This is a genomic window from Hyalangium versicolor (assembly GCF_020103695.1).
Taxonomy (GTDB): domain Bacteria; phylum Myxococcota; class Myxococcia; order Myxococcales; family Myxococcaceae; genus Hyalangium; species Hyalangium versicolor.
In genome coordinates, this window is sequence record NZ_JAHXBF010000005.1 from 225,143 (window position 1) to 248,515 (window position 23,373).

Sequence of the window (23,373 nt, forward strand, 5' to 3'; positions counted from 1 at the left end):
CGCGCTGGCAGAGCTGTTGAATCGCCGGCCGCCAGGAGCCTCACGATGAGCCGGCCACATGCCGCGGAACGCGTCTCTCGCTTCGGCACCACCGTCTTCTCCGAGTTCAGCGCGCTCGCGCAGAAGCACGGCGCGGTGAATCTGGGGCAGGGCTTCCCGGACTTTGACGGGCCCGACGTGGTGAAGGAGGCCGCGCAGCGCGCGATCCGCGACGGCGTCAACCAGTATGCCATGGGCATGGGCTCCAAGGAGCTGCGCCAGGCCATCGCCGATCATGCGGCGCGCTTCCATGGCCAGAAGGTGGACCCGGACACCATGGTCACCGTGACCAGCGGAGCCACCGAGGCCATCCTGGACGTGATCCTCGGGCTGGTGGATCCGGGCGACGAGGTGATCTCCTTCGAGCCCTTCTACGACTCGTACGACGCGAACATCACCTTCGTGGGAGCCAAGGCCCGCTACGTGCCGCTGCGCGCCCCGGACGCGAACCATCCGGAGTGGTGGATCGATTGGGCGGAGTTGGAGGCGGCCTTCAGTCCTCGGACTCGGCTGCTCATCGTCAACACTCCGCAGAACCCCACGGGCAAGGTGTTCACCCGAGAGGAGTTGGAACGCATCGGAGAGCTGTGCACGAGACACGACGTGCGAGTGCTCTCGGACGAGGTGTACGAGCACATCGTCTTCGCTCCAGCCCGCCATGTGCGGCCCGCCACCATTCCCTCGCTGGCGGATCGGACCGTGACGGTGAGCAGCATGGGCAAGACGTTCAGCCTCACGGGGTGGAAGATCGGCTGGGTGATCGCGCCGCCGCCGCTGCGTGACGCGGTGCAGCGGGCTCACCAGTTCGTGACCTTCGCCACGGCCTCACCGCTGCAGGCCGCAACCGCTGCTGCATTGCGTCTTCCGGACAGCTACTTCGAGGAACTGGCGGCAGGCTACCTGGCGCGGCGCGAGAAACTGCTGCGCGGCCTGAGGGAAGCAGGCCTGCCCGCGCACGCTCCCGAGGGGAGCTACTTCATCCTCGCGGACATTTCCCACCTGGGTTTTCCGGACGACGTGGCCTTCTGCCGGCACCTTGTGACGCAGGTGGGGGTGGCGGCCATTCCGCCCAGCGTCTTCTATTCGCCGGAGCACAAGCACCTGGGCCAGGGCCTCGCGCGCTTCGCCTTCTGCAAGACGGACGGAGTGCTGGACGAAGGGGTTCGCCGCCTGCGTGATGGGCTCTCGAAGCCTCGCTGACAGCATGACCGGGCGCGTCTTGCGACCCCTGGATGCGGGTGCTACATCCCCGCGCCATGCCTGCGCGTACTGCTCCGAAAACCGCCGCTCGCTCCGTCTCCTCCCGATCTCCGAAGAAGGCCGTTGCCAGCCCGAAGGCTCGCAAGCCCTCGAAGCTCGCCAAGGTGGCCAAGGCTGCCCAGAAGGTGGCCAAGGCGGGCAAGGCCGCGGTGAAGAAGGTGGCCCCGAAGAAGAAGGTCGCGGCGGCGAAGACCTATGGCGCGGCGGCGGTGAAGACCGCGGTGAAGCAGGCGGGAGAGTGGGCCCGGGACGAGCTCGCCCAGGTGACGGCGAAGATGCCGCTGCGGCGCAAGCAGTTCGTCACGGACTCGGGCGTTCCCATCCCGGATGTCATGACGCTGGCGGACCGCAGGGACGAGCAGGCCGAGCGCATCGGGTTGCCGGGGCAGTTCCCGTTCACTCGCGGCGTGCAGCCCACCATGTATCGGGGCCGGCTCTGGACGATGCGCCAGTTCGCCGGCTTCGGCACGCCCGAGGACACGAACAAGCGCTTCAAGTACCTCATCAGCCACGGCATGACGGGCCTGTCCACGGCCTTCGATATGCCGGCGCTAATGGGTTACGACGCGGACCACGCGATGAGCCGCGGCGAGGTGGGCAAGGAGGGCGTGGCCGTCTCCTCGCTGCGTGACTTCGAGGTCCTCTTCGACGGGATCCAGCTGGACAAGGTCACCACCTCGATGACGATCAATGCGAGCGCGATCGTGGCGCTCTGCATGTACATCGCGGTGGGTGAGAAGCAGGGCATCCCGATGGCGAAGCTGGCGGGAACCATCCAGAACGACATGCTCAAGGAGTACATCGCGCAGAAGGAGTGGATCGTCGCGCCGCGGCCGGCCGTGCGGATCGTGACGGACATGATCGAGTTCTGCACGAAGCACATGCCCAAGTGGTACCCGGTGTCGATCAGCGGCTACCACATCCGCGAGGCGGGAGCGACGGCGGTGCAGGAGCTGGCCTTCACGCTGGCGGACGGCATCGGCTACGTGGAGGAGTGCGTGAAGCGTGGGCTGGACGTGGACGCGTTCGCACCGCAGCTGAGCTTCTTCTGGGACGTGCACAACGACTTCTTCGAGGAGATCGCCAAGTTCCGCGCCGCGCGACGCATCTGGGCGAACGTGATGCGCTACCGGTTCGGGGCGAAGAACCCGCGCTCGTGGCAGCTGAAGACGCACGCGCAGACGGCGGGTGTGTCGCTCACGGCGCAGCAGCCGTACAACAACGTGGTGCGCACGGCGCTGCAGGCCCTGGCGGCGGTGCTGGGCGGAACGCAGTCGCTGCACACCAACTCGCTGGATGAGACGTACGCGCTGCCCACGGAAGAGTCGGTGACGATTGCGCTGCGCACGCAGCAGTTGATCGCGCACGAGTCCGGAGTGGACCGGGTGGTGGACCCGCTGGCGGGCAGCTACTACGTGGAGTACCTCACGGACGAGATGGAGAAGCGTGCGCTGGAGTACATCCGCCGCATCGACGAGATGGGCGGCATCATCCGCGCGGTGGAGGAGCAGTACCCGCAGAAGGAGATCGGCGAGAGCGCCTACCGCTTCCAGCGCGAGGTGGAGCAGGGTGACCGGCTGATCGTCGGCGTGAACGCGTTCAAGGCGGACAAGGACGCGCCGATCGAGATCCTCCACATCGACGAGAAGGTGGCGGAGGAGCAGAAGGCGCGGCTGGCGCAGGTGAAGGCCGAGCGCAACAACGAGGCGGTGCAGGCAGCGCTGGCCAAGGTGGAGGCGGCGGCGCGAGGCACCGAGAACATGGTGCCCTCGGTGCTCGAGGCGGTGAAGGCCTACGCCACGCTGGGCGAGATCTGCGACGTGTTCCGCACGGTGTGGGGCGCGTATCGCGAGGGCGGTGCGTTCTAGACAAGAGCGGGGCGGAAAAGGATGGTGGGGTGTCTGGTCGCGTCCTAGCGTAGGGCGATGCGCCCCATTCTCCTGGTCGCCGCACTCCTCCTGGTTACCTCCGGGTGTGCCACGACGTCATCCGCGTCCGGCACTCCTGGCAGCACCGTAGGACTCGATCCGGAGCTGCACGGCTACCCGTATCCGTTCACCGCTCACGAGTTCACTTTCGAGTCGCAGCGGCAGCAACTCCGCATGGCCTACATGGACGAGCGGCCCGCCGATTGGAAGGGGCGCACCGTGCTCCTGCTCCACGGCAAGAACTTCTCCGGGGCCTACTGGGAGCCCACCATGCGGGCGCTCCTGGCCCGTGGCTACCGCGTCGTCGTCCCCGACCAGATCGGCTTCGGCAAGTCGACCAAGCCTGCCGCCTACCAGTTCTCGTTCGCCCAACTGGCCACGAACACCCGCGCGCTGCTCGGCTCGCTCGGCATCGAGCGAGTCACCGTGGTGGGGCACTCCATGGGCGGCATGCTCGCGGCGCGCTTCGCCCTCCTATACCCAGAGCAGACCGAGAAGCTCGCGCTCGTGAACCCCATCGGCCTGGAGGACTATGGCGCGCTCGTCGCCTACCGCAGCATCGATGAGTCGTACCGCCAGGAACTCGCAGCCACCCCTGAGAGCCTGCGCGAGTACCAACGCCAGAGCTACTACGGCGGTGAGTGGAAGCCCGAGTACGACCGCCTGCTCGAGATCCAGGCCGGATGGACCCGGCATCCGGACTACTCGCGCGTCGCATGGTGCTCGGCGCTCACCTCGGACATGGTCTTCACCCAGCCGGTGGTCCACGATCTGCCCCGGCTCCGCGTCCCCACGCTCCTCATCATCGGCCAGCGGGACCGGACCGCGCTCGGCAAGGCCTGGGCAAAGCCCGAAGTCGCAGCCACCATGGGCGACTACCCGAAACTCGGCCGCCAGACTGCTGACGCCATTCCCGGCGCCAGGCTCGTCGAGATTCCCGGCGTCGGACACCTGCCTCAAGTCGAGGACTTCGATCGCTACATCGAAGCGCTCGGCGGCTTCCTCGAATGACTTCCGGTGCCGGGACGACGGATGCCCTGGTAAATAGGATGCGGGTAGAGTAACCTCACAGGTCATTTCGTGAGGAGGGTGGTGGATGGGGAAGGACGATCGAAAGAAGCCCGCATCATACGAGGACATCGAAGCACTGCCGGTCGGGTGGGTCGGCGAAATCATCAGCGACGAGCTCTACGCCTCGCCGCGGCCCGCCTTCCGCCACCTCCATGTGGCCAGTCGCCTGGGCGCACTCCTGATTCCGCCGTTCGATCTGGCCCGCGGCGGCCCCGGCGGGTGGTGCTTCATGGACGAGCCGGAACTCCACTTCCGATCCAATGTCGTCGTCCCGGATCTCGCCGGGTGGCGCAGGGAACGCATGCCGGAACCTCCGGATGTCCCTTGGGTGACGCTCGCTCCTGATTGGGTCTGCGAGGTGCTGTCCCCCTCCACCTCCTTCATGGACCGCTCATGCAAGATGCCCCTGTACCGCCACGAGGGTGTCGGGCACGCGTGGCTCATTGACCCACTGCGCTTCACCCTCGAGGTCTACCGCAGCAAGAAGCGCGGATGGGCCCAGGTGGGAATCTACGAAGGCGGCGACATCGTCCACGCGGAGCCGTTTGACGCCATCCCCCTGGAACTGGCACTGCTGTGGATGCCGCCTCGCACTCGCGCGGCCCATCCCTAAGCTGTCGCCAGGGGCCCTTCTTGAGCTTCTTCGGTGAGCTGTACCTGCGCAGCACCCAGCCCTTTCTCTCGCCCGACGTCACCGCTCGCGAGGTCGCCTACCTGGAGCGGTGCTTCACCAGGGTGCCGCTCCCTGGCCCGGTGGTGGATCTCGGCTGCGGACACGGGCGCCATGCCTCCGCGCTCAACAGCTCCGGAGCCCTGAAGGGCAGGGTGGTGGGGCTGGAGCTGGATGCCTACTCCCTGGCCCACCGTCTGCCCGGCTTCACCGCCATCCGCGGCGATCTGCGCTCCCTCCCGTTCCAGTCCGGCTCCCTGGCCGGCGCCTATGCCTGGTACTCCACACTCTTCGCCTTCTCGGAGACGGAGCACCGCGTCATTCTCCGCGAGATCGCCCGCTGCCTCCGGCCTGGCGCTCTGCTCGTCTTTCAGTCCGTCCCCTACGAACGCCTCCGCCAGCAGCCCGGCGCTTCCTTCCAGGGCACGCTCCCTGATGGCAGCCTGCTGCACGAAGAAAGCGTTTTCGATCCCGACACCGGCGTGGACCACGGGCGAAGGCGCCTCACACTTGCAGATGGGCGCGTTCTTTCGGGTGTTTACAGCATCCGTTACTATCCTCTTGCAGAACTCGCTCAACTGTTGGAAGCGACGGGCCTCACGACGCGTTGGGTGCACGGCAGCCTGCAGGGTGAGCCGCTATCTTCCACCTCGACGGACCTCATTGTTGGAGCTGAGCTGCGACATGGCTGAGAGGAAGCTGCGTATTCTGGTGGCCAAGCCCGGTCTGGATGGGCACGACCGCGGTGCGAAGATCATCGCCCGGGCCTTGCGCGATGCGGGAATGGAGGTCATCTACACAGGGCTGCATCAGACGCCCGAGATGATCGTCAACGCCGCCATCCAGGAGGACGTCGACGCGATCGGCATGTCCATCATGTCCGGCGCGCACATGACGCTCCTGCCCGCAGTCATGGACCTGCTGAAACAAAGCAGGGCCGAGGACATCCGAGTCTTTGGGGGCGGGATCATCCCAGACGACGACATTCCTAAACTCAAGGGCTTGGGGGTGACCGAAGTCTTTACCCCGGGAAGCTCGACGCAGGACATCGTCCAGTGGATTCGAACCAACATTCCAGCACGCGCCTAGCCGGCTGGCTCGGCAGCCTCCCCCAGCGGGTCGACGTCTATGAGGTCGGCCCTCGGGACGGATTGCAGAACGAGCTGCGGACCCTGCCCACCCGCGACAAGGCCCGCCTCATCGAGGCGCTCGTGGCCGCAGGGGAGAAGCGGATCGAAGTCACCTCCTTCGTCTCTCCCAAGTGGATTCCCCAGCTCTCGGACGCCGAGGAGCTGCTGCGCCTGGTAGGCCGCAAGCCGGGCGTCACCTTCTCTGCGCTCGTGCCCAACCTCAAGGGCCTGGTGCGCGCCCGCGAGACAGGGCTCGAGGAGGCGGCCGTCTTCATCTCCGCCTCCGAGGCCCACTCCAAGAAGAACATCAACAAGACGATCGCCGAGGCGCTGGAGACCTCTCGCGAGGTCGTCACGGCCGCCGCTCAGGCAGGGATGCGCGTGCGCGGCTACCTGTCCACCGTCTGGGGCTGCCCCTATGAGGGCCACGTCCCCGTGGAGCGCGTGGTCGACATCTGCCGCAAGCTCGTGGACATGGGCATCTACCAGCTCAGTCTCGGGGACACGATCGGCGTGGGTACCCCGCGGCAGACCGAGGAGATCCTCGAGTCGCTCCTCAAGCACATCCCCGTGCAGAAGCTGGCGCTCCACATGCACGACACGCGCGGCACCGCGCTGGCCAATGCCCTGGTGGGCCTGTCCGCCGGAGTGACGACGTTCGATGCCAGCATCGGTGGGCTCGGCGGCTGCCCCTATGCGCCCGGCGCGGCGGGCAACCTCGCCACCGAGGATGCCGTCTTCATGTTCCATGGCATGGGCGTGGAGACGGGCATCAACCTGGACAAGCTCGTGGAGGCCGGAGAGCTCGCGCAGGAGCTCATCGGCCGGAAGCTCGCCGGCAAGTACCTGCAGGCCGCCCTGGGTGAGCGCGAGAAGCGAGCCTCGCGCCGGGCCAAGACGACCTGAGCCTGCCTCCGGTGGGCAGGGACGGCGGACGCTGGGGCCTCAGTCCGGCCTCAGCCCCTGGACCCGCGCCGCCGTTGGATGAGCAACACGAGCCCTGCCACCACGCCCAGCAGGGAGGCACCTCCCGGGCTCGTGCAGCCGCAGCCCTCTGCCCGCGGCGTCGGCTCGTCCTCCGGCAAGGTGCCTGCGTCCACTCCGGCATCGGGGAGCGGACCCGGGCCCGCATCGGGGAGCGGATCCGTTCCACCATCCGTTCCGGGGGCTCGGGCGACCACTACCGAGAACTGACACTGGCGGCGGTTGCCCGCGGTGTCCTGGGCCGTCACCACTACCGAGGTGTTCCCCACCGGGAAGACGCTGCCACTCGCGGGGCTCGCAGTCACCGACACCGGCGGAGAGAGTGCATCCGTCGCGCCGGGGAGGGTGAAGGAGACCTGCGCCCCAGCGGCGGACGAGGCCGTGGCCTCGATGTCCGCGGGGCACGCCTCCAACTCCGGCGGAGTCGTATCCTGCACGAGCACCTCGAAGGTGCAGGTCGCCGAGTTCGAAGCCTCATCGGTTCCCGTGATCACGACCAGGGTGCTCCCCAGGGGAAACATCGTCCCGGAGGCATGGCTGTACGTCACCTGGGGGTTGGCCGTCCTGTTGTCGGAGGCGCTCGCCGTGAAGCTCACCGTGGCTCCATCCAGCGAGGTCGCCTCGATGACAATCCGCGCCGGACAGACCAACTGGGGTGGATTCGTGTCCGGAAGATCCGCGATGCGAAGCGCCCAGAGCTGGTGTCCGCTCTCGCGATCCATCGCGTTGAAGTACACGAAGGCTCCCGAGCGCGTGAAGTCGCTGGGGTTCGAGGAGTCCGGTCCCGGCAGGATGTCCTGGAGCAGGTGAGTCCCGGCGACGGTACCGTCGCTCAGCCAGAGCTCGGCTCCCGAGGCCTCGGTCGCCGGAGAGAAGAGCACGTATCCATCCTCCTCGAGAGCCAGCAGGCTCGCGGACAAGAGCCCGCTCGTGGGGCCTGGGATGAAGTCCTTCAGGCGCGACAGGCCGCTGGCGGAGCCATGAGTGCTCCACAGCTCGTACCCGATGCCTGACTCATACGCCATGAAGGCGACCTCTCCTCGCACGGGGGTGATCAGCGCGGGATAGAGTCCCTTGGTTGGGTTGGCGGGACCCACCCGCTGTGTCCCAGCCGGAGTCCCATCCGTCTTCCAGAGGTGGCGCTCCCTTCCGTAGGGATCGAGTGAGATCGAGAAGAGGAGGGTGGAGCCGCTCTGCGTGAAGCCTTCGGGGTAGCTGCCGTCCGGGCCAGGGAGGATGTCCTTGAGCAGCCGAGTCCCCGCCGGCGTCCCATCGCTCTTCCAGAGTTCGCTCCCAAAGGTGGCGTCGGAGCAGTTGCAATAGAGCGCACCATTGAAGACGGTCAACCCACCGGGTTCCCCGCGAGCGATCACGTTCGGGGCGGGAGGAGAGATGTCCTTCAGGAGCTGGGTGCCGGCCACGGTCCCATCCGTCATCCACACCTGATGGCGGTAGGGCTCATTGGGAGCCAGAGCGGCAAAGTAGACCTTTCCCCCGAGGACGACGAGGGATGACGGGTCGGAACCCCGGAGCCCCGGGCGGATGTCCGCCAGCCGGTAGGTGCCCTCCTCTGTCCCATCGCTGCGCCAGAGCTCCGTGCCGGCGGTGTCATCGCTGGCACGGAAGATGACGAGGTTTCCCAGGGCCGTGAGCCACACCGGGTCCTGGGCTCCCGTCGCCGGATCCTTGACGCGGACTGTTCCTGCCTCCGTGCCGTCACTGCGCCACAGGCCTCGCTGCGTGGAGAAATACAGCGTGCTGTTCACGCGGGTCAGGAAGTTCAGGCTCGAGGGGGTGGAACCCGGAATGATGTCCTTGACGAGCACCGTGCCCGCCTCCGTGCCGTCGCTCTTCCACAACTCGTTGCCGTGCGTCCCATCATCGGCCGCGAAGAACAGCGTGCCATTCACGTCGACCATCTGCACCGCGGAGGATCGGGCGAGTGGGGGATCGATGTCCTTGACGAGCACGGTCCCGGCGGCGGTGCCATCGCTCTTCCACAACTCCCAACCGTGGGCGCCGTCATTCGCGGCGAAGAGCACCGTGGAGCCCAGGGCGACGAACTGCTGGGGCTCCGAGCTCGAGAAGCCTGGGTAGATATCCTTCAACTGCGCGGTTCCGCCCGGATTTCCATCGCTTCTCCAGAGCTCTCCATTCGATCGGAAGAAGAGCGAGCTGCCCACCACCGTGAGCTCCGAGGAGTAGCTGCTCACCCGATCGACCATGGTGGTCCCCGCCGTCGTCCCGTCCGTGCTCCAGAGGAGCTCCGCGCCACTGTCGCTCTCGTTGTTGAGGAAGTAGAGGCGATTGCCCAACTGGACGAAGTTGGAGGAGTAGGAACCCCCCGAGCCAGGCACGAGATCCTTGACGAGCACCGTGCCGTTCGCGGTGCCATCGCTCTTCCACAGCTCGTAGCCGTGCACCCCGTCCCATGCGTTGAAGTACAGGGTGTTGCCGACCGGCCAGAGTTCGACGCCAACCTGGAAGGTGCTGCAGGACGCGCAGGTGACGATGCCGGTGCCCGCCGCCGTGCCATCGCTCCTCCAGAGCCGGGTGCCGTGCTGACCATCGTCGTATGTGAAGTACAGCGCTCCGCCCATGGCGACGGGGGAATCGATGGAGTTCAAGCGGATGACCTCCGCCGTCCCCGCGGCGGTGCCATCCGTCTTCCAGAGCGCCCAGCCTCCCGGCCCCGCCGCGTAGAAGAAGAGCGCCGAGCCCACCGCGACCAGCTTCTGGGGAGACTCGATGGTGATCCCCGAGGGATCTCCCACCAGGACCGTGCCCGCCTGGGTCCCATCCGTCTTCCACAGCTTCGAGCCCGTGCTGCACTCCGTCGCGACGAAGTAGAGCGCCCCGTTGAAGGGCGTGAGCCACGAGATACCGGCACCAGTGCTCAGCCCCGGGCAGATGTACTTGACCTGGACCGTCCCGGCCTCCGTGCCGTCACTCTTCCAGAGTTGCTTGCCGTACGTCCCATCGTCGGCCACGAAGAAGAGGGTGCCATTCCAGGTCATGAGGGACTCGGGAGAAGACCAGCCCCGGCCCGGGTTGATGTCCCGGACCCGAACCGTTCCGGCCTCCGTGCCGTCACTCCTCCAGAGCTCGTCGCCAGCGAAGCTGTCGCCGGCGCGGAAGTAGATGGTTCCTCCCAGGGTGACGAGTGAAGACGCGCCTCCCCCCAGATTGGAAGCGTAAGGGGAGATCGTCTTGACCTTGAAGGCAGGGCCCGCCGCGAGCGGCTGCGCTTCACTGCGCGGATGGGGAGGGGACGGCCTGTCCTGGGAAGGTTGCGAGCAACCGCAGGCGACGAAGAGGAACGCGAGGATGAGGCCCGGCAAGCCGGTTTTCATGAAGGTGCCTTATTGGACATGCAGCCCGTGGCATCACGGGGTGTGCGGGGTCCAACGGCAGGTCGATTCGCGCATATCTTTCAGGGCGGCCGATGCTTGCGAAACGCAACCGGGCTCACGGCCGTGTCCCCCGCCCGCTCAGCTCTTGCCGAGCATGGACTGGAGCTGGGGCAGCAGGTCCAGGTGGGCCGCGGCGGCCTCGAGCATGCGCCGCTCCTTGCGGTCCACCCGTCCGTCCACCAGCGCCATCTGCACGAGGTTGGCGAGGAAGAGGTTGGCCTCGGCGCTGCCTCGGGCCGGGAGCCTGTTGAAGAGCGGGGTGCCGGAGTTGAGCGCCTGCTCCACGTTCGTCCAGGGAACTCCCCAGCGGGTGGCGCACAACTTGAGCAGCTTGCGCTCCGACGTCGCCACCAGGCCGTCCATGGCGGCCAGCGAGGCCATCATATAGAGGAGCCGCTCGCGCTCCTTGACGTCCAGGACGTTGTCCACCGCCATGGGCGCCGAGGCGGTGATGGCCGGCTCCTCCGGTCTGACCGCGCCGGCCGGGGAGGGGATACGGCCGCCCGCGGCCCGCCGCTGGCGCTCGCGTGCCTCCCACGTTTCCGTGAGGAACGTGAACGCCAGCACCCAGTCCTGCTCGCCCGCGCCGAGCCGTGCGCCGCAGAAGTCGCACGTGGTGGAGCCGCTGTTGGTCAGGGGCGCGTTGCATTGCGGGCAGCGATCGGTGGCCATGCCGTTGGAGGTGTTCGTCCTCGCGCCGTGCTTGCGCGTCAGCGTGAACACCCAGCGCTGTGGCACCGGGGGCAGTTGCGGCGGGCGGCCGGTGGCGGGGCCCACGCCCGAGCGCGCGCTCCAGCGGATCTCCACGTGGGCCATATCGTAGCCGTCCGGGTTGACCTCGAAGGCCCGAGTGGTGACGGCGCCCACGGCACACTCCAGGATGACGCGGCGCCGGCCCTGCTGGCTCAGTGACTCCAGCTCCTGCCCGAGCTGGGAGACCATCTCCACGTTGGCCACCTGGGCCATCCGCTGGGCGTCGCCTCGGCTCTGCGAGTCGATCCACCTCCAGAACAGGAGCGAGGTGCGATCCTCGAGGATCTCCAGGTTGAGCGCCGGATCCGCCTGCCGAGCTTCGCGTAGCCCGCTCACGTCGGCCGGGTGGCGGTTGAACTCCACGCCCTGGGTGATCTCCGAGAGCGTCCAGTCGTAGTTGCCGGAGTTGACCACGGCGTTGCAGTACTCGCAGACGTTCGCGGCGCCTCCTTTATAGGGCGCGCCGCAGTTGGGGCACTTGCCCTGGTACAGGTCCTGGCCGATCTTCGTCTGCGTGCCGGGCTTGCGGACGAAGGTCCACACCTCCGTGAAGTCGTCGTGAGGGGCCTTGCGCGCCGCGGCCAGCGCCTGTTCATTCGTGTAATTCGCGGGGACATCCGTGTCGCGCATCTCCGCGCGCACGCGGACGTGGATGCTGTCGAACCACTGGCTCTGCGTGAGCCCGATGAGCTGCACCTCCAGAAGTCGCACGTCCGCGATGGCGTCTCGTACTCCCTGGGCGGCCATGAGCTGCACCTGCACATCGAAGCGCTGGTACGTGGCGTCCGAGAGGAACGGGCGGATGGGGGTGAGCTCCCGCTTGAACCAGGCCTCCTGGAGCGCCGGGAAGAGCTGACGCACCTTGTCGAGCGTCGCCTTGAGCTCGAACTGCGGATCCCTGCTCTTCAGGGCCTGGACCCAGCCCTGGACGTCCTGGTCGGAGACCCGGGTGCGCTGGACGGCCTCGATGCGCTCGATGGCGCGCTGGGTGGCGCCCGTGGGGTGCATGTTGCGCCGGTAGAAGTAATAGAAGACGCAGCAGACGACGAGCAGCGGCACACCGATCTTCGGGTAGTAGAAGACCAGTTCGATCAGCCGGAAGAGGATGTAGATGAGGGCGCCGCCGTCCCCATCTCCTCCGGAGTCATCATTGCCCCGAGAGTAGTGCTCTCCTCCGCCGCCGCGAGCCAGGGCCACCAGAGGAACCAAGGCCACGAGGGGCAGCAACCAGGGGGCCAGGCGGCCCAGGCGTCTCGAAGCGGTGCTCATACCCATCCACTCTAACCGCTTCGGCCTTGCCAGGTGCGCGCCAACGCCGCAGGCTCCCCCGGTCAGCGGCGGCCCGAGACAGGGCCTGGAAGGGGAGAGCGAACATGCCGGAATTCAAGGTCGACGCCCGCGGATCCATCGAGATCTGGACCATCGACGGGGCAGACCGTCGCAACGCGATCAGCCGGGCCATGCTCCGGGAGCTGGGCGAGATGGTGGGGCGCGTCTCCACGGGGCGGCAGGTCCGTGCCGTCATCATCACCGGAGCAGGAGACAAGGCCTTCTGCGCGGGGGCCGACCTCAAGGAGCGCGCCACCATGAGCGAGCCCGAGGTGCGCGCCTTCCTGGACGGTCTGCGGCAGACGTTCCGGGCCATCGAGAAGAGCGACTGCACCTTCATCGCGGCCATCAATGGAGCGGCCTTCGGCGGAGGCACGGAGCTGGCGCTGGCGTGCGATCTGCGGGTGGCCGCACCGGCGGCGGAGCTAGGGCTCACGGAGGTGAAGCTCGGGATCATCCCCGGCGGCGGCGGCACGCAGCGGCTGGCGCGGCTCATCGGTCCGGGTCGAGCCAAGGATCTCATCCTCACCGGTCGGCGCATGAACGCGGCGGAGTCCTTCAGCGTAGGACTGGTGAACCGGCTCGCACCGGAGGGGCACCTGGTGGAGACGGCTTTCTCGCTGGCGGAGGCGATTGTCGAGAACGCGCCGATCGCCGTGTCCACGGCCAAGCACGCCATCAACGAGGGCACGGGTCTGGAGCTGGACGCCGCGCTGGCGCTGGAGCTGCGCAAGTACGAGGAGGTCCTCAAGACGGAGGATCGGCTCGAGGGCTTGCGCGCCTTCGCGGAGAAACGTCCACCGGTCTACAAGGGGCGCTAAGGGCGCGAACTCTGGGGTTGCCTTGACGGGCCGGCGAGAAGGGAATCCCGCTCCGAGCGTTCGGGTGCCATAATCGGACGGGTTCGGAGTCGTCTTCCTGTGGGGCGGACCATGCGGATACGTGCTCACTTCGACCACGCAGATGTTCCGGCGGAAGCTGTCGTCCTGCGCGCCAGCGCCCGGGAAGGGCTGTCCGAGCTGTTCGATGTCCATGTCGAGTTCTCGTGTGACAACCCGGACCTGGAGCTGGCCGGTCTCATTGGCTCGTCGGGAGCGTTGATCCTCGAGAGCATCTCCACGCAGGGGGCGCTTCCGCCTCGTTGCTTCCACGGGGCTGACCGTCAGCGCAGGGCTTCCGGATCCACCAGCCGTCGCAACCAGAGCCGGGTGCGCTTCTCCTCGAAGAATCCACCCCAGTACTCGGGGGGCTCCTTCACGAAACAGGGCTCCAGGGCCCGCGCGGCCTCCGCATAGGCCGCGGGGTAGCGCAGCGCATTGAGATCCCCGAGCGTGGGAGCCGACCCCGCCTGGACGAGCGTGGCCCGCCGCAGCGCATGGACTCGGATGGGCTGCGTCCAGGTCCGCTGCCGCAGGGCGGGCACATCCAGCTCGAGTTTCTGGGCGAGCTTGTCTCCCACCAGCGTGAGCCAGTTGCTGCCGGGCAGCCCCTCCGCGACGTGCCAGGACATGGGATCCGGATCCTGGATGTCCAACCCCAGGAAGCGCTTGCTCCAGCGGAACAGGCTCCAGAACGCGGTGGACTTGAGCCACTCGTTCCACGTCGCCATGTATCCCCCCACGCCGCTGAGCACGGGCCAGCGCTCGCTGATCTCCTGGGCCAACTGCAACAGATCGCCCGGGTCGTGACTGGGAGGGAGCAGGAGTTGCAGGAAGCCGCGACGGCCCCGCGCCTCATCTATCTCCTTATAGAAGAAGCCCACCTCCGGTGCCCCGAGATCATCCACGAGTCGGAAGGTGAACAGGTGCCGCACGCGCACCTCGGACCAGGGGACCGACAGCGAGCGCAGCAGGCCCTCCGTCGTTCGCGGCGTGAAGCGATGCCAGTCCGGCAGCATCGAGGTGGTGTACCAGGCCAGCCGGTCCACCGGAGCCACCTCCAGGTAGCGCGCGAGCAGAGCGGCGGCGCCCTCGCTGGCCCACACAAAGGGCTCGTCCAGGTAGAGCGTCAGCCCCAGGGACCAGCGCGCAAGGGTGACGTCGGGGCTCTCCAAGAGCACATCGTGACCGGGGCCTCGCGAGAGTGGCGTCGTCATGCTCGTCCAGGGACTCCCGAGGGTTCCATCCACCAGCGGTCCGTTGCCAGCACGAACAGACTACTGGCAACCTCCGTGGGGGTGTACGACCATCGCCTCGCCGGTTTCATGGGAGCGGCTCTCGCCCCGAGGAGAAGGACCGATGGATATCGCCCAAGTCGCCGAGACGGCGGAGAAGTTCCTGCAGGACTACCTGGAGAGCCACCACCACTTCACGCCGGACGAGGAGCTGGATGTGGACGATCCCAGCACCCTGCGAGTCTTCCTGTCGCGCGCGGTGCCGCGCTCGTCCCAACCCGGTACCATCATGTATGCGTTCGTGTACGGGCGGAAACTCCGCGAGGGTGATCCCGAGCTCAAGAAGCGGGTCGACCAAAGCATGGAGGCGCTGAAGCAGGCCCATCCCGAAGTCAACCAGTTCAAGACGCACATCACCTACCGTTCATCGGCCGGGGCTTGAGCCGGGTCCCCGGCGCTCGAGAGGAGACGGCGTGAAGCTCGCGCATGAATTCCGGCAAGCCAGCGGGCCCTCGGCTTGGGACTGCCACTTCCTGGCGGATCGCTGGGATGGGAAGGGCTGGGTGGAAGATCATGCCGAGTCCTGGGTGGGGCAGGTGGTCGGCGGGAGGATCTTCCCCCTGCTCGGACAGGTGGGGTGGCTGACTGGCCTGTGGCGCTCTCCCTCCGGAACCGTCTACGTCGCCGAGGGCAGCTACCTGCGGGGAGGCGTGCACATCAACCGGGCGCGCGATCCACTCCACCCTTCCTGGGAGTTCCATGCGCTGCCCTGTCTGGCCATGGGGATCTGGGGGTTGAGCGACAATCTGGTCCTGGCCTGGGGCCCCCGGATCGATCAGCAGAAACCCAGCCTCTTCCGCTGGGATGGTGCGAAGTGGCACGAGTGGTCCTCTCCCGGCAGCATCATCGCCATGCATGGGGTTTCCCCCGAGCTCATCTATGCCGTGGGCCGCGAGGGCCTCATTGCCCGGTGGGATGGCTCCGCCTGGCACCGGGTGCCGTCGTTCACCGAGGCCGTCTTGACGGGCATCCACGTCGTGTCCCAGGACGAGATGTACGCCTGCGGTGACAATGGCGTCATGGAGGGCTCGCTCTACGGCTGGTCCGAAGTGGTGGACTCTCCTGGCATGGTCGTGGATGTGGTGCGGTATCAGCGGCAGATCTGGCTGGCGGGTGAGGACGATGGGCTGCTGACGCTCGAAGGCCCCGCCTTGAAAGAGGCCGTGCCCGCGCTGCATGCCACCGCGTTGGATGCGCGCGAGCGGCTCGTGGTGACCACACCGGAGTTGCTGGCGGACACCGTGGATGGAAAGGACTTCCGCAGCATTCCCCTGGAAGCTTTCATCTCTGGAATCAGCCACCGCTCCCCATCGTGGTAGAGACTATGAGTGACGCGCCTACACCCGCTCCGCACACTCCAGCCAATTACCTCGAAGGAGGAGGGAGCACCTTCTTCTCGAGGAACTGCCAGCAACTGCTCATCAACGCCAAGCTCAACCCGGAATGGTTCGGTTCCTACTCGCACGTGGACAGGCTCTGCGACAATGCGCGGACCAAGTGCACCCGGTGGGACAACGCGTCGCCTTCGGAGCGCGCCTCGGGCGTCGCCAGCGACGGGACGCCGCTCGAGCGGCCCACGGCGGGGGATCGGTATCTGCGGGGGTGCCAGTCGGGACACCTCGTGCGCGACTCGAACTTCCGCGAGTCGGGGCGATCCACGGATGGCTTGAACCGCCCGGCCCGCGGAGATCCCTGCCGCAACCTCGTGGATGGGTATGTCAGCAACAATGCGCCCGCGGTTCCCCAGCAGGGGCGCGCCGCCAATCCCCGGCATGAGCATGGCCGCCACACAGGTCTCGAGAATGGGAACACCGCGGAGCGCCGGTGGAACAACTCAGAGATGGGGCGCCAGGAGGAGGAGTATCGCCAGCGCGATCGCCATGCGGATGAGGACAGCCGCACCAACAGCTATCTGAGCGATCACCGGAAGAAGTGGCGTGCCGCGGAGCGTGCCGCCAGGAACCAGCCCCCCGGAGCGGGCGCCGCCAGCGGGGCTGGCGCCGGAGCTTCCGCGAGCAGTGCAGGGGGACCGGGAGGCGCTCGGGGCTCGGGCCTGGGCTCCGTGCAGTCACCCACGTGCGCGCCCACCGAGGAGATTGACGGGAACACCGCCACCAAGTGCATCAACAACTGGCGCAAGAAGGCCGAAGAGCAGATGAAGCGCGAGGTGGCGGACAGCACGGATGACAACGCCGACCTCAGCACGCCCCCTGCCAACTTCCCTGGCAAGCGCGCTCCTCCGCCCTCTCATCAGGATCAGTACCAGGACCTGCTCAACCAGCGGGTGCGCACGGCGCGCGCTGCCTACAACGCGGCCAAGGGCACCTCGGGCGAGCCAGCCGCGAGGAGCGCGTCCATGCGAGCCGCCGCCGCGGCCAACGAATTCAGGAGTGCCCGGTGCCTCGCGGAGCAGGGGGCTCGGCTTCGGGGCGATCCCGGTGCTGGACCACCTCGGACCAAGGGCCGCGCCCGCTGAGCCCGGAGCTCCCGCGCGAAGGCCTCCCCTGCCAAAAGTGAGGCCGGTATGCAGCGGCCATCGCCGTGCCTACCGGCCTCGTTCAACCTGGACTCGAACTACGCGTGAGCGGTCTTCTCCTGGCCGATCGGGATGTTCTGCTTGTTCAGGTAACCCATGGCCTTGTCCTTGACCTGGGTGCGCAGCTCCGCGCCCGGGGTGGGGGCCAGCATCAGCGCCACCACGCTGCCCACCGCCGCGCCGATGATGAACACGCCCAGCGTGCCGATCCCGGCCCTGGCCGGCCTGTAGGTGGTGAGCCCCAGCGGATGCAGCACATCATCCGGATCGAAGTCCTCCCACTTGTTCCTGGCGAACTTGGGAATGTCGTTCAGGACCTTCTGTGCCAGCCACTTCCGATACAGGCTGCTCCTGGCAGCCAACTTCGCCTTCTTCGCGAACATGATGGTTCCCTCCATGGGCCGTGCGTTCGGGAAGCACCGCGCCCCAACGGCTTCGCTCCCCGTTGTGGTCTCAAGGTAGGCAGGGGTGCTCAGCTCGGCATCCCTGTGAAAAATCTTTCCTACCCACCCACCGGTCGGTAGGTCCGTCGCTCGTTCTACAACCCGTCCTCCGAGCGACACGGAGCAGCCAGCCGAGCCCCTTTCTGGTATGTGGCCCCCGCCATGTCCTACGACCAGAAGCTGCTCCAGAAGATCGCAGAGGTAGAGAAGGGTGGCGCCGAGAAGTACCACGCGAAGAACAAGGAGGCGGGCAAGCTCTTCGCGCGCGAGCGCATCCGTCTCCTCGTGGACGCCGACTCCTTCATCGAGGACGCCAGGCTCGCCAACAACGAGGAGCCCGAGCTGCCCTCGGACGGCGTCATCATTGGTCTGGGCAAGGTGGCCGGACGCACCGTGGCCATCATGGCCAATGACTCCACGGTGAAGGCCGGGAGCTGGGGCGCTCGGACGGTGGAGAAGATCCTCCGCATCCAGGAGACGGCTCGCACCCTGCGCTGCCCGCTGCTGTATCTGGTGGACTCGGCCGGCGCGCGCATCACCGATCAGGTGGAGATGTTCCCCGGCCGACGCGGTGCCGGTCGCATCTTTTACAACGAGGTCCACCTCTCCGGCTTCGTGCCGCAGATCTGCCTGCTCTTCGGGCCCTCGGCGGCGGGCGGCGCGTACATCCCGGCCTTCTGTGATCTGGTCATCATGGTGGACGGCAACGCCTCCATGTACCTGGGCAGCCCTCGCATGGCCGAGATGGTCATTGGCGAGAAGGTGACGCTGGAGGAGATGGGCGGCGCGAAGATGCACTGCTCGGTGTCCGGCTGCGGCGACGTGCTGGTGAAGACCGAGCCCGAGGCCATCGAGGCCGCGAAGCACTACCTCAGCTTCTTTCCGGAGAACTTCAGCCAGCTCCCGCCCGCCGCGGAGCCCAAGGCCCCCAAGGCCAGCGGAAAGCGCGTGGAGGAGATCATCCCCGCGGACCAGAACAAGCCCTTCGACATGTACGCGCTCATCAACGAGCTGGTCGACGAGGGCAGTTGGTTCGACGTGAAGAAGCTCTTCGCCCAGGAGATCATCACCGGCCTGGGCCGCATCAACGGCCGCCCCGTGGGCATCGTCGCCAACCAGCCCAAGTACAAGGGCGGGGTGCTCTTCGTGGACTCGGCGGACAAGGCCGCCCGGTTCATCTGGCTGTGCGACGCCTTCAACATCCCGTTGCTCTACCTGGCGGACGTGCCCGGATTCATGATCGGCACCAAGGTGGAGCGCGCCGGCATCATCCGCTCGGGCGCGAAGATGATCTCCGCCGTCTCCGAGGCCAGCGTGCCCCGCATCTGCGTCGTGGTTCGCAAGGCGTATGGGGCGGGCCTCTACGCCATGTCCGGGCCCGGCTTCGCGCCGGATGCCACCCTGGCGCTGCCCCAGGCGATGATCGCCGTCATGGGCCCCGAGGCCGCCGTCAACGCCGTCTACTTCAACAAGATCCAGGAGAAGCCCGAGGCCGAGCGCGCCGCCTACGTCCAGCAGCTCCGGGACGAGTACCGGGCGGACGTGGACATCTACAAGCTGGCCAGCGAGCTGGTGGTGGACGAGATCGTCCCCGGAGACCGGCTGCGTCACGAGCTGACCCAGCGCTTCGAAGTCTATTCGCGCCGCTACCAACCCCGGCCGGAGAAGAAGCATGGGGTTCTCCCTGTGTGAAGTCGCTCGGCCGAGCGTCCACGGTCCGACGCTTCCCGGCCCGTGCATGAGCCTGCGCCGGACGTTCCAAGAAGAGTAAGTTGAATTCCTCCCCGACGGGCTACCGCCCCGGCGGCCCACTGCGATTAGATGGTTTGCCCACCATGGATTTCGAACTCCCCGAAAGCCACCGAGCCCTGAAGGCCTCGCTCAAGGAATTCTGTGAGCGCAAGGTGAAGCCCTACGCCCGTGACTGGGACAAGGACGAGAAGTTCCCCCTCGAGGTCGTCCGTGAGCTCGGCCAGCTCGGCGTGCTGGGCATGCTCGTCTCCGATGAGTATGGCGGGGCGGCCATGGACAGCCTGGCCGTCGCTGTCGCCGTGGAGGAGATCGCTCGCTATGACGGCTCGCTGGCGCTCACCGTGGCCTCGCACAACGGCCTGGGCACCAGCCACATCCGCGTCTTCGGCAACGCCGCCCAGAAGAAGAAGTACCTGCCCAAGCTGGCCACCGGCGAGTGGCTGGGCGCCTGGGGCCTCACCGAGCCCGGTTCCGGCTCGGACGCTTCGGGCATGAAGACCACCGCCGTCCGCAAGGGCGACAAGTGGATCCTCAACGGCACCAAGATGTTCATCACCCAGGGCACCGTGGGCGATGTCTTCGTGGTGCTGGCGCTCAGCACCCCCGAGAAGCGCCAGAAGGGCGTCACCGCCTTCATCCTCGAGAAGGGGCTGCCCGGGTTCAGCCAGCGCTCCATCCACGGCAAGCTGGGCATGCGCTCCTCGGACACCGCCGAGCTCATCCTGGAGGGCGTGGAGGTACCGGACTCGGCGCGACTGGGTGAGGTGGACCACGGCTTCATCGATACGCTGAAGATCCTCGACAAGGGCCGCATCACCATCGGCGCGCTGGCGGTGGGGCTCGGCCGCGGCGCACTGGAGGAGTCCGCGCGCTACGCCCGCGAGCGCACCGCCTTCGGCCAGCCCATCTCTGAGTTCCAGGGCCTGCGCTGGATGTTCGCGGATATGCGCACGGAGCTCGATGCGGCCCGGCTGCTCGTCCACCGCGCGGCGTGGTTGGCGGATGCCGGGGTGCCGTACACGCAGGCTGCTTCGCAGGCCAAGCTCTTTGCTTCGGAGGCTGCCATGCGCGCCTGTAACAAGGCCGTGCAGATTCATGGGGGCTACGGGTACACCCGCGAGTTCCCCGTCGAGCGCTACCTCCGGGATGCCAAGCTGTGCGAAATCGGCGAGGGCACCAGCGAGATTCAGCGCTCCATCATCGCCCGCGAGATCTTCAAGGGCTGACGGATGGACGCCTCCCGGCTCGAGAAGCTCGGTTTGCGCATGGAGGAAGGCTCCTCCAGCCCCCTGGCACGGCTGGAGCTGCCGGAGGGCTTCGTCCTCGACAACCCCGTCACCCGGAAGCCACTGCCTCCGGTCACCTTCCAGATCTCGGACGAGGTGCTGATCCCCATTGCGCCACCGGCGGTGGCGGGGCTGCCGCCCGTGCCGCTGAACTCCGTGAAGACCCGGACCGCGCTCGCCCTGGCCCTCACCAGCGCCTTCGATGAGTTCCTCTTCCACCTCGAGCGCCGCTCCTCGCAGCTCCAGGCTCTGGGGCTCCATCCCACCGTGAACCCCGCGACGCTGGAGCTGTCCTCCGAGCTGGAGGCCGGAGCGCTCTCCTTCGTCCTGGCCATGGATCGGCAGGGCCAGTTCCGGGTGGCCCAGGCGTCCCGGCAGGGGAGTGAGCTGTCCGGCCTGCCCGAGTTCCGGTTCGAGCTGTCCGAGTTCCGGGACGGGGAGTCACTCGCCAGCTACCTGGCCGCGCACATCGAGGAGCAGCCCTCCCGTCCCCACGCCTCCTCGCCCCCGAGCCCCGGGCTGGTGCGCTACGAGGAGCTCGCCCAAGCCTTCGGAGCTCAGGCCGTGGTTCCCCCGCGCAGCGCCCTGGAGATCCTGGTGCAGTTGAGCGTGAAGGGAGCCACCTACCGCTTCGCCGCGGCCCGGGTGCAGGGCCGCACCTTCCGAGGCCTCCTGGCCGGCGCCAAGGGCAAGGTGTGGGCGGAGCGCTTCGAACTCGACAGCTTCCCTGGCATCGTCCATCTCGTGGCGGACCTTCTGAAGGTCGCTCCCGAGGATGTGCAGCTCCTCGGACCGGAATCGCCACAGGAGTAGGCATTGGCCATTGCGACACAGCTCTTTCAACGGGTGCTCGACGGCGATGTTCGCGCCGCCTCTCGCTTGATGCGGCACATCGATGACGGAGAGGCGAGTGCCACGGCGGATCTCCGCGCCCTGTTCCCCAAGACGGGCCGTGCCTACGTCATCGGCATCACCGGCTCGCCCGGCGCGGGCAAGTCCACGTTGACCGATCGGCTCATCGCGAAGTACCGCAAGCAGGGCAAGCGGGTGGGCGTCCTCGCGGTGGATCCCACCAGCCCCTTCACCGGGGGCGCCATCCTGGGCGATCGCATCCGCATGCAGGACCACGCCACGGATCCAGGCGTCTTCATCCGCTCGCTGGCCACCCGCGGCAACCTGGGTGGCCTGTCCCGAGCCACGGGCGACTGCATCCGCGTCATGGATGCCATGGGCCAGGACATCGTCCTGGTGGAGACGGTGGGCGTGGGCCAGGACGAAATAGACATCGCCCAGATGGCGCACACCACCCTGGTGGTGACGGTGCCGGGCATGGGGGACGACGTGCAGGCCATCAAGGCCGGCATCCTCGAGGTGGCGGACATCTTCGCGGTGAACAAGGCCGACCTGGACGGGGCCGACCGCATGGTGCGCGAGCTGCGGATGATGCTGGAGCTGCGCCACGCGGTGAGGGCTCCGGCCATGGACCACGACGCGCACCACCGCATGGTCCGCGCCAAGGCGGAGGGCCGTCCGGTGGAGGAGCCTCAGGGGCCTCGCGAGTGGGAGCCGCCCATCCTCAAGGTGGTGGCCGCCAAGGATCAAGGGGTGGACGCGCTGGTGGAGGCGGTGGAGCAGCACCGCACCTTCCTGGAGGAGACGGGGCAGCGCAAGGACAAGGAACGTGCCCGGGCCGCCATGCAGTTCGTGGCGCTGCTGCGCGAGCGACTGCTGCGCGGCGCCCTGGCGAAGCTCGAGCGAGAGCGGGGCCGGTTGGAGGAAGTGGCCGGCCGCATCGCCGAGCGGCAGGCCGATCCGTATGCGCTCGCCGAGGAACTGGCGAGCCAGCTCTCGGAGTAGGTGCGTGGAGAAGCTGAGCCTTCAAGAGCGTGTCCAGGCGTTGGAGCTCCGGCTGGGGGTGCCCATGGTCCGCAAGGATCTGGGTCTGGCCGCGCTGACACACAAGAGTTACTTCAACGAGCACCGCGAGCTGGGGCTCCAGGACAACGAGCGGCTCGAGTTCCTGGGGGACGCCGTGGTGGACCTGGCCATCAGCCACCGCCTCATGGAGCGCTTCCCCAACGCCTCCGAGGGCGAGCTGTCCAAGCTGCGGGCCCTCATCGTCAACGAGGAGGGGCTGGCGCGCATCGCCCGGGCCCTGACGCTGGGCGATCTGCTGCTGCTGGGCCGCGGCGAGGAGCTGACGGGCGGACGGGACAAGAGCTCCGTGCTGGCCGATGCCATCGAGGCCGTGATCGGCGCGGTGTACCTGGGCTCGGGGATGGAGACGGTGATGGCGCTGGTGGACCGTCACTTCTCGGACGCTCTGGAGGGCGTGGCCGAGGGCCGCAGCGGCCTGGACTACAAGACGAAGCTCCAGGAGGACGTGCAGAACCGGCTCAAGATGTCCCCGCGCTACCGGGTGGTGGCCGAGGCCGGTCCTGACCACGAGAAGACATTTGAGGTGGAGGTGTCCATCGGCTCGGAGCTGTATGCGCGAGCCACAGGCCGCAACAAGAAGGAGGCGGAGCAGGCTGCCGCCCGGGCCACCCTGGACATGCTTCGGAAGGACGACACCTCGAAGTGAAACCCCTTGGACGGGGGGAGGG

Annotated in this window: 20 protein-coding genes; 16 read left to right on the forward strand and 4 right to left on the reverse strand. The window is 67.3% G+C overall.

Features of this window, described 5'->3' with window-relative positions; all coding sequences use genetic code 11:
* The first annotated feature begins 45 nt into the window (after positions 1-45).
* The 7 genes from KY501_RS12535 (at position 46) to KY501_RS12565 (ending at position 7,004) form a co-directional block, all read left to right on the forward strand.
* Complete coding sequence (locus KY501_RS12535; protein ID WP_224363110.1) at positions 46-1,239, forward strand: aminotransferase class I/II-fold pyridoxal phosphate-dependent enzyme; 1,194 nt, start codon at positions 46-48, stop codon at positions 1,237-1,239.
* Between the two features lie 56 nt (positions 1,240-1,295).
* On the forward strand, positions 1,296-3,167 hold the full coding sequence (locus KY501_RS12540) for an acyl-CoA mutase large subunit family protein (RefSeq protein WP_304608609.1): 1,872 nt from the start codon (positions 1,296-1,298) through the stop codon (positions 3,165-3,167).
* Positions 3,168-3,224: 57 nt separating this feature from the next.
* Positions 3,225-4,238, forward strand: a complete 1,014-nt coding sequence (locus KY501_RS12545; protein WP_224363111.1) for an alpha/beta fold hydrolase — start codon at positions 3,225-3,227, stop codon at positions 4,236-4,238.
* An 85-nt stretch (positions 4,239-4,323) separates the two neighbouring features.
* On the forward strand, positions 4,324-4,911 hold the full coding sequence (locus KY501_RS12550) for a Uma2 family endonuclease (protein WP_224363112.1): 588 nt from the start codon (positions 4,324-4,326) through the stop codon (positions 4,909-4,911).
* 20 nt (positions 4,912-4,931) lie between these two features.
* Positions 4,932-5,660, forward strand: coding sequence for a class I SAM-dependent methyltransferase (locus tag KY501_RS12555; RefSeq protein WP_224363113.1), 729 nt, complete (start codon positions 4,932-4,934; stop codon positions 5,658-5,660).
* Entirely contained in the window at positions 5,653-6,057 is a 405-nt protein-coding gene (locus tag KY501_RS12560; RefSeq protein ID WP_224363114.1) for a cobalamin B12-binding domain-containing protein, read from the forward strand. Before KY501_RS12555 ends, KY501_RS12560 begins: the two co-directional genes overlap by 8 nt.
* Positions 6,024-7,004, forward strand: a complete 981-nt coding sequence (locus KY501_RS12565; RefSeq protein WP_224363115.1) for a hydroxymethylglutaryl-CoA lyase — start codon at positions 6,024-6,026, stop codon at positions 7,002-7,004. The genes KY501_RS12560 and KY501_RS12565 overlap by 34 nt, the downstream gene beginning before the upstream one ends.
* Before the next feature lie 50 nt (positions 7,005-7,054).
* Here KY501_RS12565 and KY501_RS12570 read toward each other — a convergent pair whose 3' ends face one another.
* Together KY501_RS12570 and KY501_RS12575 are read right to left on the reverse strand one after the other, a co-directional pair.
* Positions 7,055-10,435, reverse strand: coding sequence for an ELWxxDGT repeat protein (locus KY501_RS12570; RefSeq protein ID WP_224363116.1), 3,381 nt, complete (start codon positions 10,433-10,435; stop codon positions 7,055-7,057).
* Between the two features lie 138 nt (positions 10,436-10,573).
* Positions 10,574-12,517: a TIM44-like domain-containing protein gene (locus KY501_RS12575; RefSeq protein ID WP_224363117.1), complete on the reverse strand. Its 1,944-nt coding sequence runs from the start codon at positions 12,515-12,517 to the stop codon at positions 10,574-10,576.
* A gap of 104 nt (positions 12,518-12,621) precedes the next feature.
* Between KY501_RS12575 and KY501_RS12580 the strand changes: the two genes are divergently transcribed.
* Positions 12,622-13,398: an enoyl-CoA hydratase-related protein gene (locus KY501_RS12580; protein WP_224363118.1), complete on the forward strand. Its 777-nt coding sequence runs from the start codon at positions 12,622-12,624 to the stop codon at positions 13,396-13,398.
* 341 nt (positions 13,399-13,739) lie between these two features.
* Here KY501_RS12580 and KY501_RS12585 read toward each other — a convergent pair whose 3' ends face one another.
* On the reverse strand, positions 13,740-14,672 hold the full coding sequence (locus KY501_RS12585; RefSeq protein WP_224363119.1) for a type VI immunity family protein: 933 nt from the start codon (positions 14,670-14,672) through the stop codon (positions 13,740-13,742).
* A gap of 142 nt (positions 14,673-14,814) precedes the next feature.
* Between KY501_RS12585 and KY501_RS12590 the strand changes: the two genes are divergently transcribed.
* Genes KY501_RS12590 through KY501_RS12600 form a run of 3 tightly spaced genes read left to right on the forward strand, consistent with a single transcriptional unit; the run spans position 14,815 to position 17,226 of the window.
* Positions 14,815-15,132, forward strand: a complete 318-nt coding sequence (locus KY501_RS12590; RefSeq protein WP_224363120.1) for a type 2 periplasmic-binding domain-containing protein — start codon at positions 14,815-14,817, stop codon at positions 15,130-15,132.
* A gap of 31 nt (positions 15,133-15,163) precedes the next feature.
* Complete coding sequence (locus tag KY501_RS12595) at positions 15,164-16,069, forward strand: hypothetical protein (protein WP_224363121.1); 906 nt, start codon at positions 15,164-15,166, stop codon at positions 16,067-16,069.
* 5 nt (positions 16,070-16,074) lie between these two features.
* Positions 16,075-17,226: a hypothetical protein gene (locus KY501_RS12600; protein WP_224363122.1), complete on the forward strand. Its 1,152-nt coding sequence runs from the start codon at positions 16,075-16,077 to the stop codon at positions 17,224-17,226.
* A gap of 98 nt (positions 17,227-17,324) precedes the next feature.
* On the opposite strand, the gene KY501_RS12605 is transcribed toward KY501_RS12600, so the two are convergent.
* Entirely contained in the window at positions 17,325-17,669 is a 345-nt protein-coding gene (locus KY501_RS12605; RefSeq protein ID WP_224363123.1) for a YtxH domain-containing protein, read from the reverse strand.
* A gap of 222 nt (positions 17,670-17,891) precedes the next feature.
* On the opposite strand from KY501_RS12605, the gene KY501_RS12610 reads away from it, so the two are divergent.
* The 5 genes from KY501_RS12610 (at position 17,892) to rnc (ending at position 23,351) form a co-directional block, all read left to right on the forward strand.
* The gene (locus KY501_RS12610) at positions 17,892-19,421 is read left to right on the forward strand and encodes an acyl-CoA carboxylase subunit beta (protein ID WP_224363124.1); all 1,530 of its coding nucleotides are present in this window, start codon (positions 17,892-17,894) and stop codon (positions 19,419-19,421) included.
* Positions 19,422-19,564: 143 nt separating this feature from the next.
* Complete coding sequence (locus KY501_RS12615; protein WP_224363125.1) at positions 19,565-20,707, forward strand: acyl-CoA dehydrogenase family protein; 1,143 nt, start codon at positions 19,565-19,567, stop codon at positions 20,705-20,707.
* Positions 20,708-20,710: 3 nt separating this feature from the next.
* Positions 20,711-21,580: a hypothetical protein gene (locus KY501_RS12620; protein ID WP_224363126.1), complete on the forward strand. Its 870-nt coding sequence runs from the start codon at positions 20,711-20,713 to the stop codon at positions 21,578-21,580.
* 3 nt (positions 21,581-21,583) lie between these two features.
* Positions 21,584-22,624 carry a methylmalonyl Co-A mutase-associated GTPase MeaB gene (gene meaB / locus KY501_RS12625; RefSeq protein ID WP_224363127.1) on the forward strand — a complete coding sequence of 347 codons (1,041 nt, stop codon included), beginning with the start codon at positions 21,584-21,586 and terminating at the stop codon, positions 22,622-22,624.
* Positions 22,584-23,351 carry a ribonuclease III gene (rnc, locus tag KY501_RS12630; protein WP_224363128.1) on the forward strand — a complete coding sequence of 256 codons (768 nt, stop codon included), beginning with the start codon at positions 22,584-22,586 and terminating at the stop codon, positions 23,349-23,351. Before meaB ends, rnc begins: the two co-directional genes overlap by 41 nt.
* Positions 23,352-23,373 lie beyond the last annotated feature (22 nt).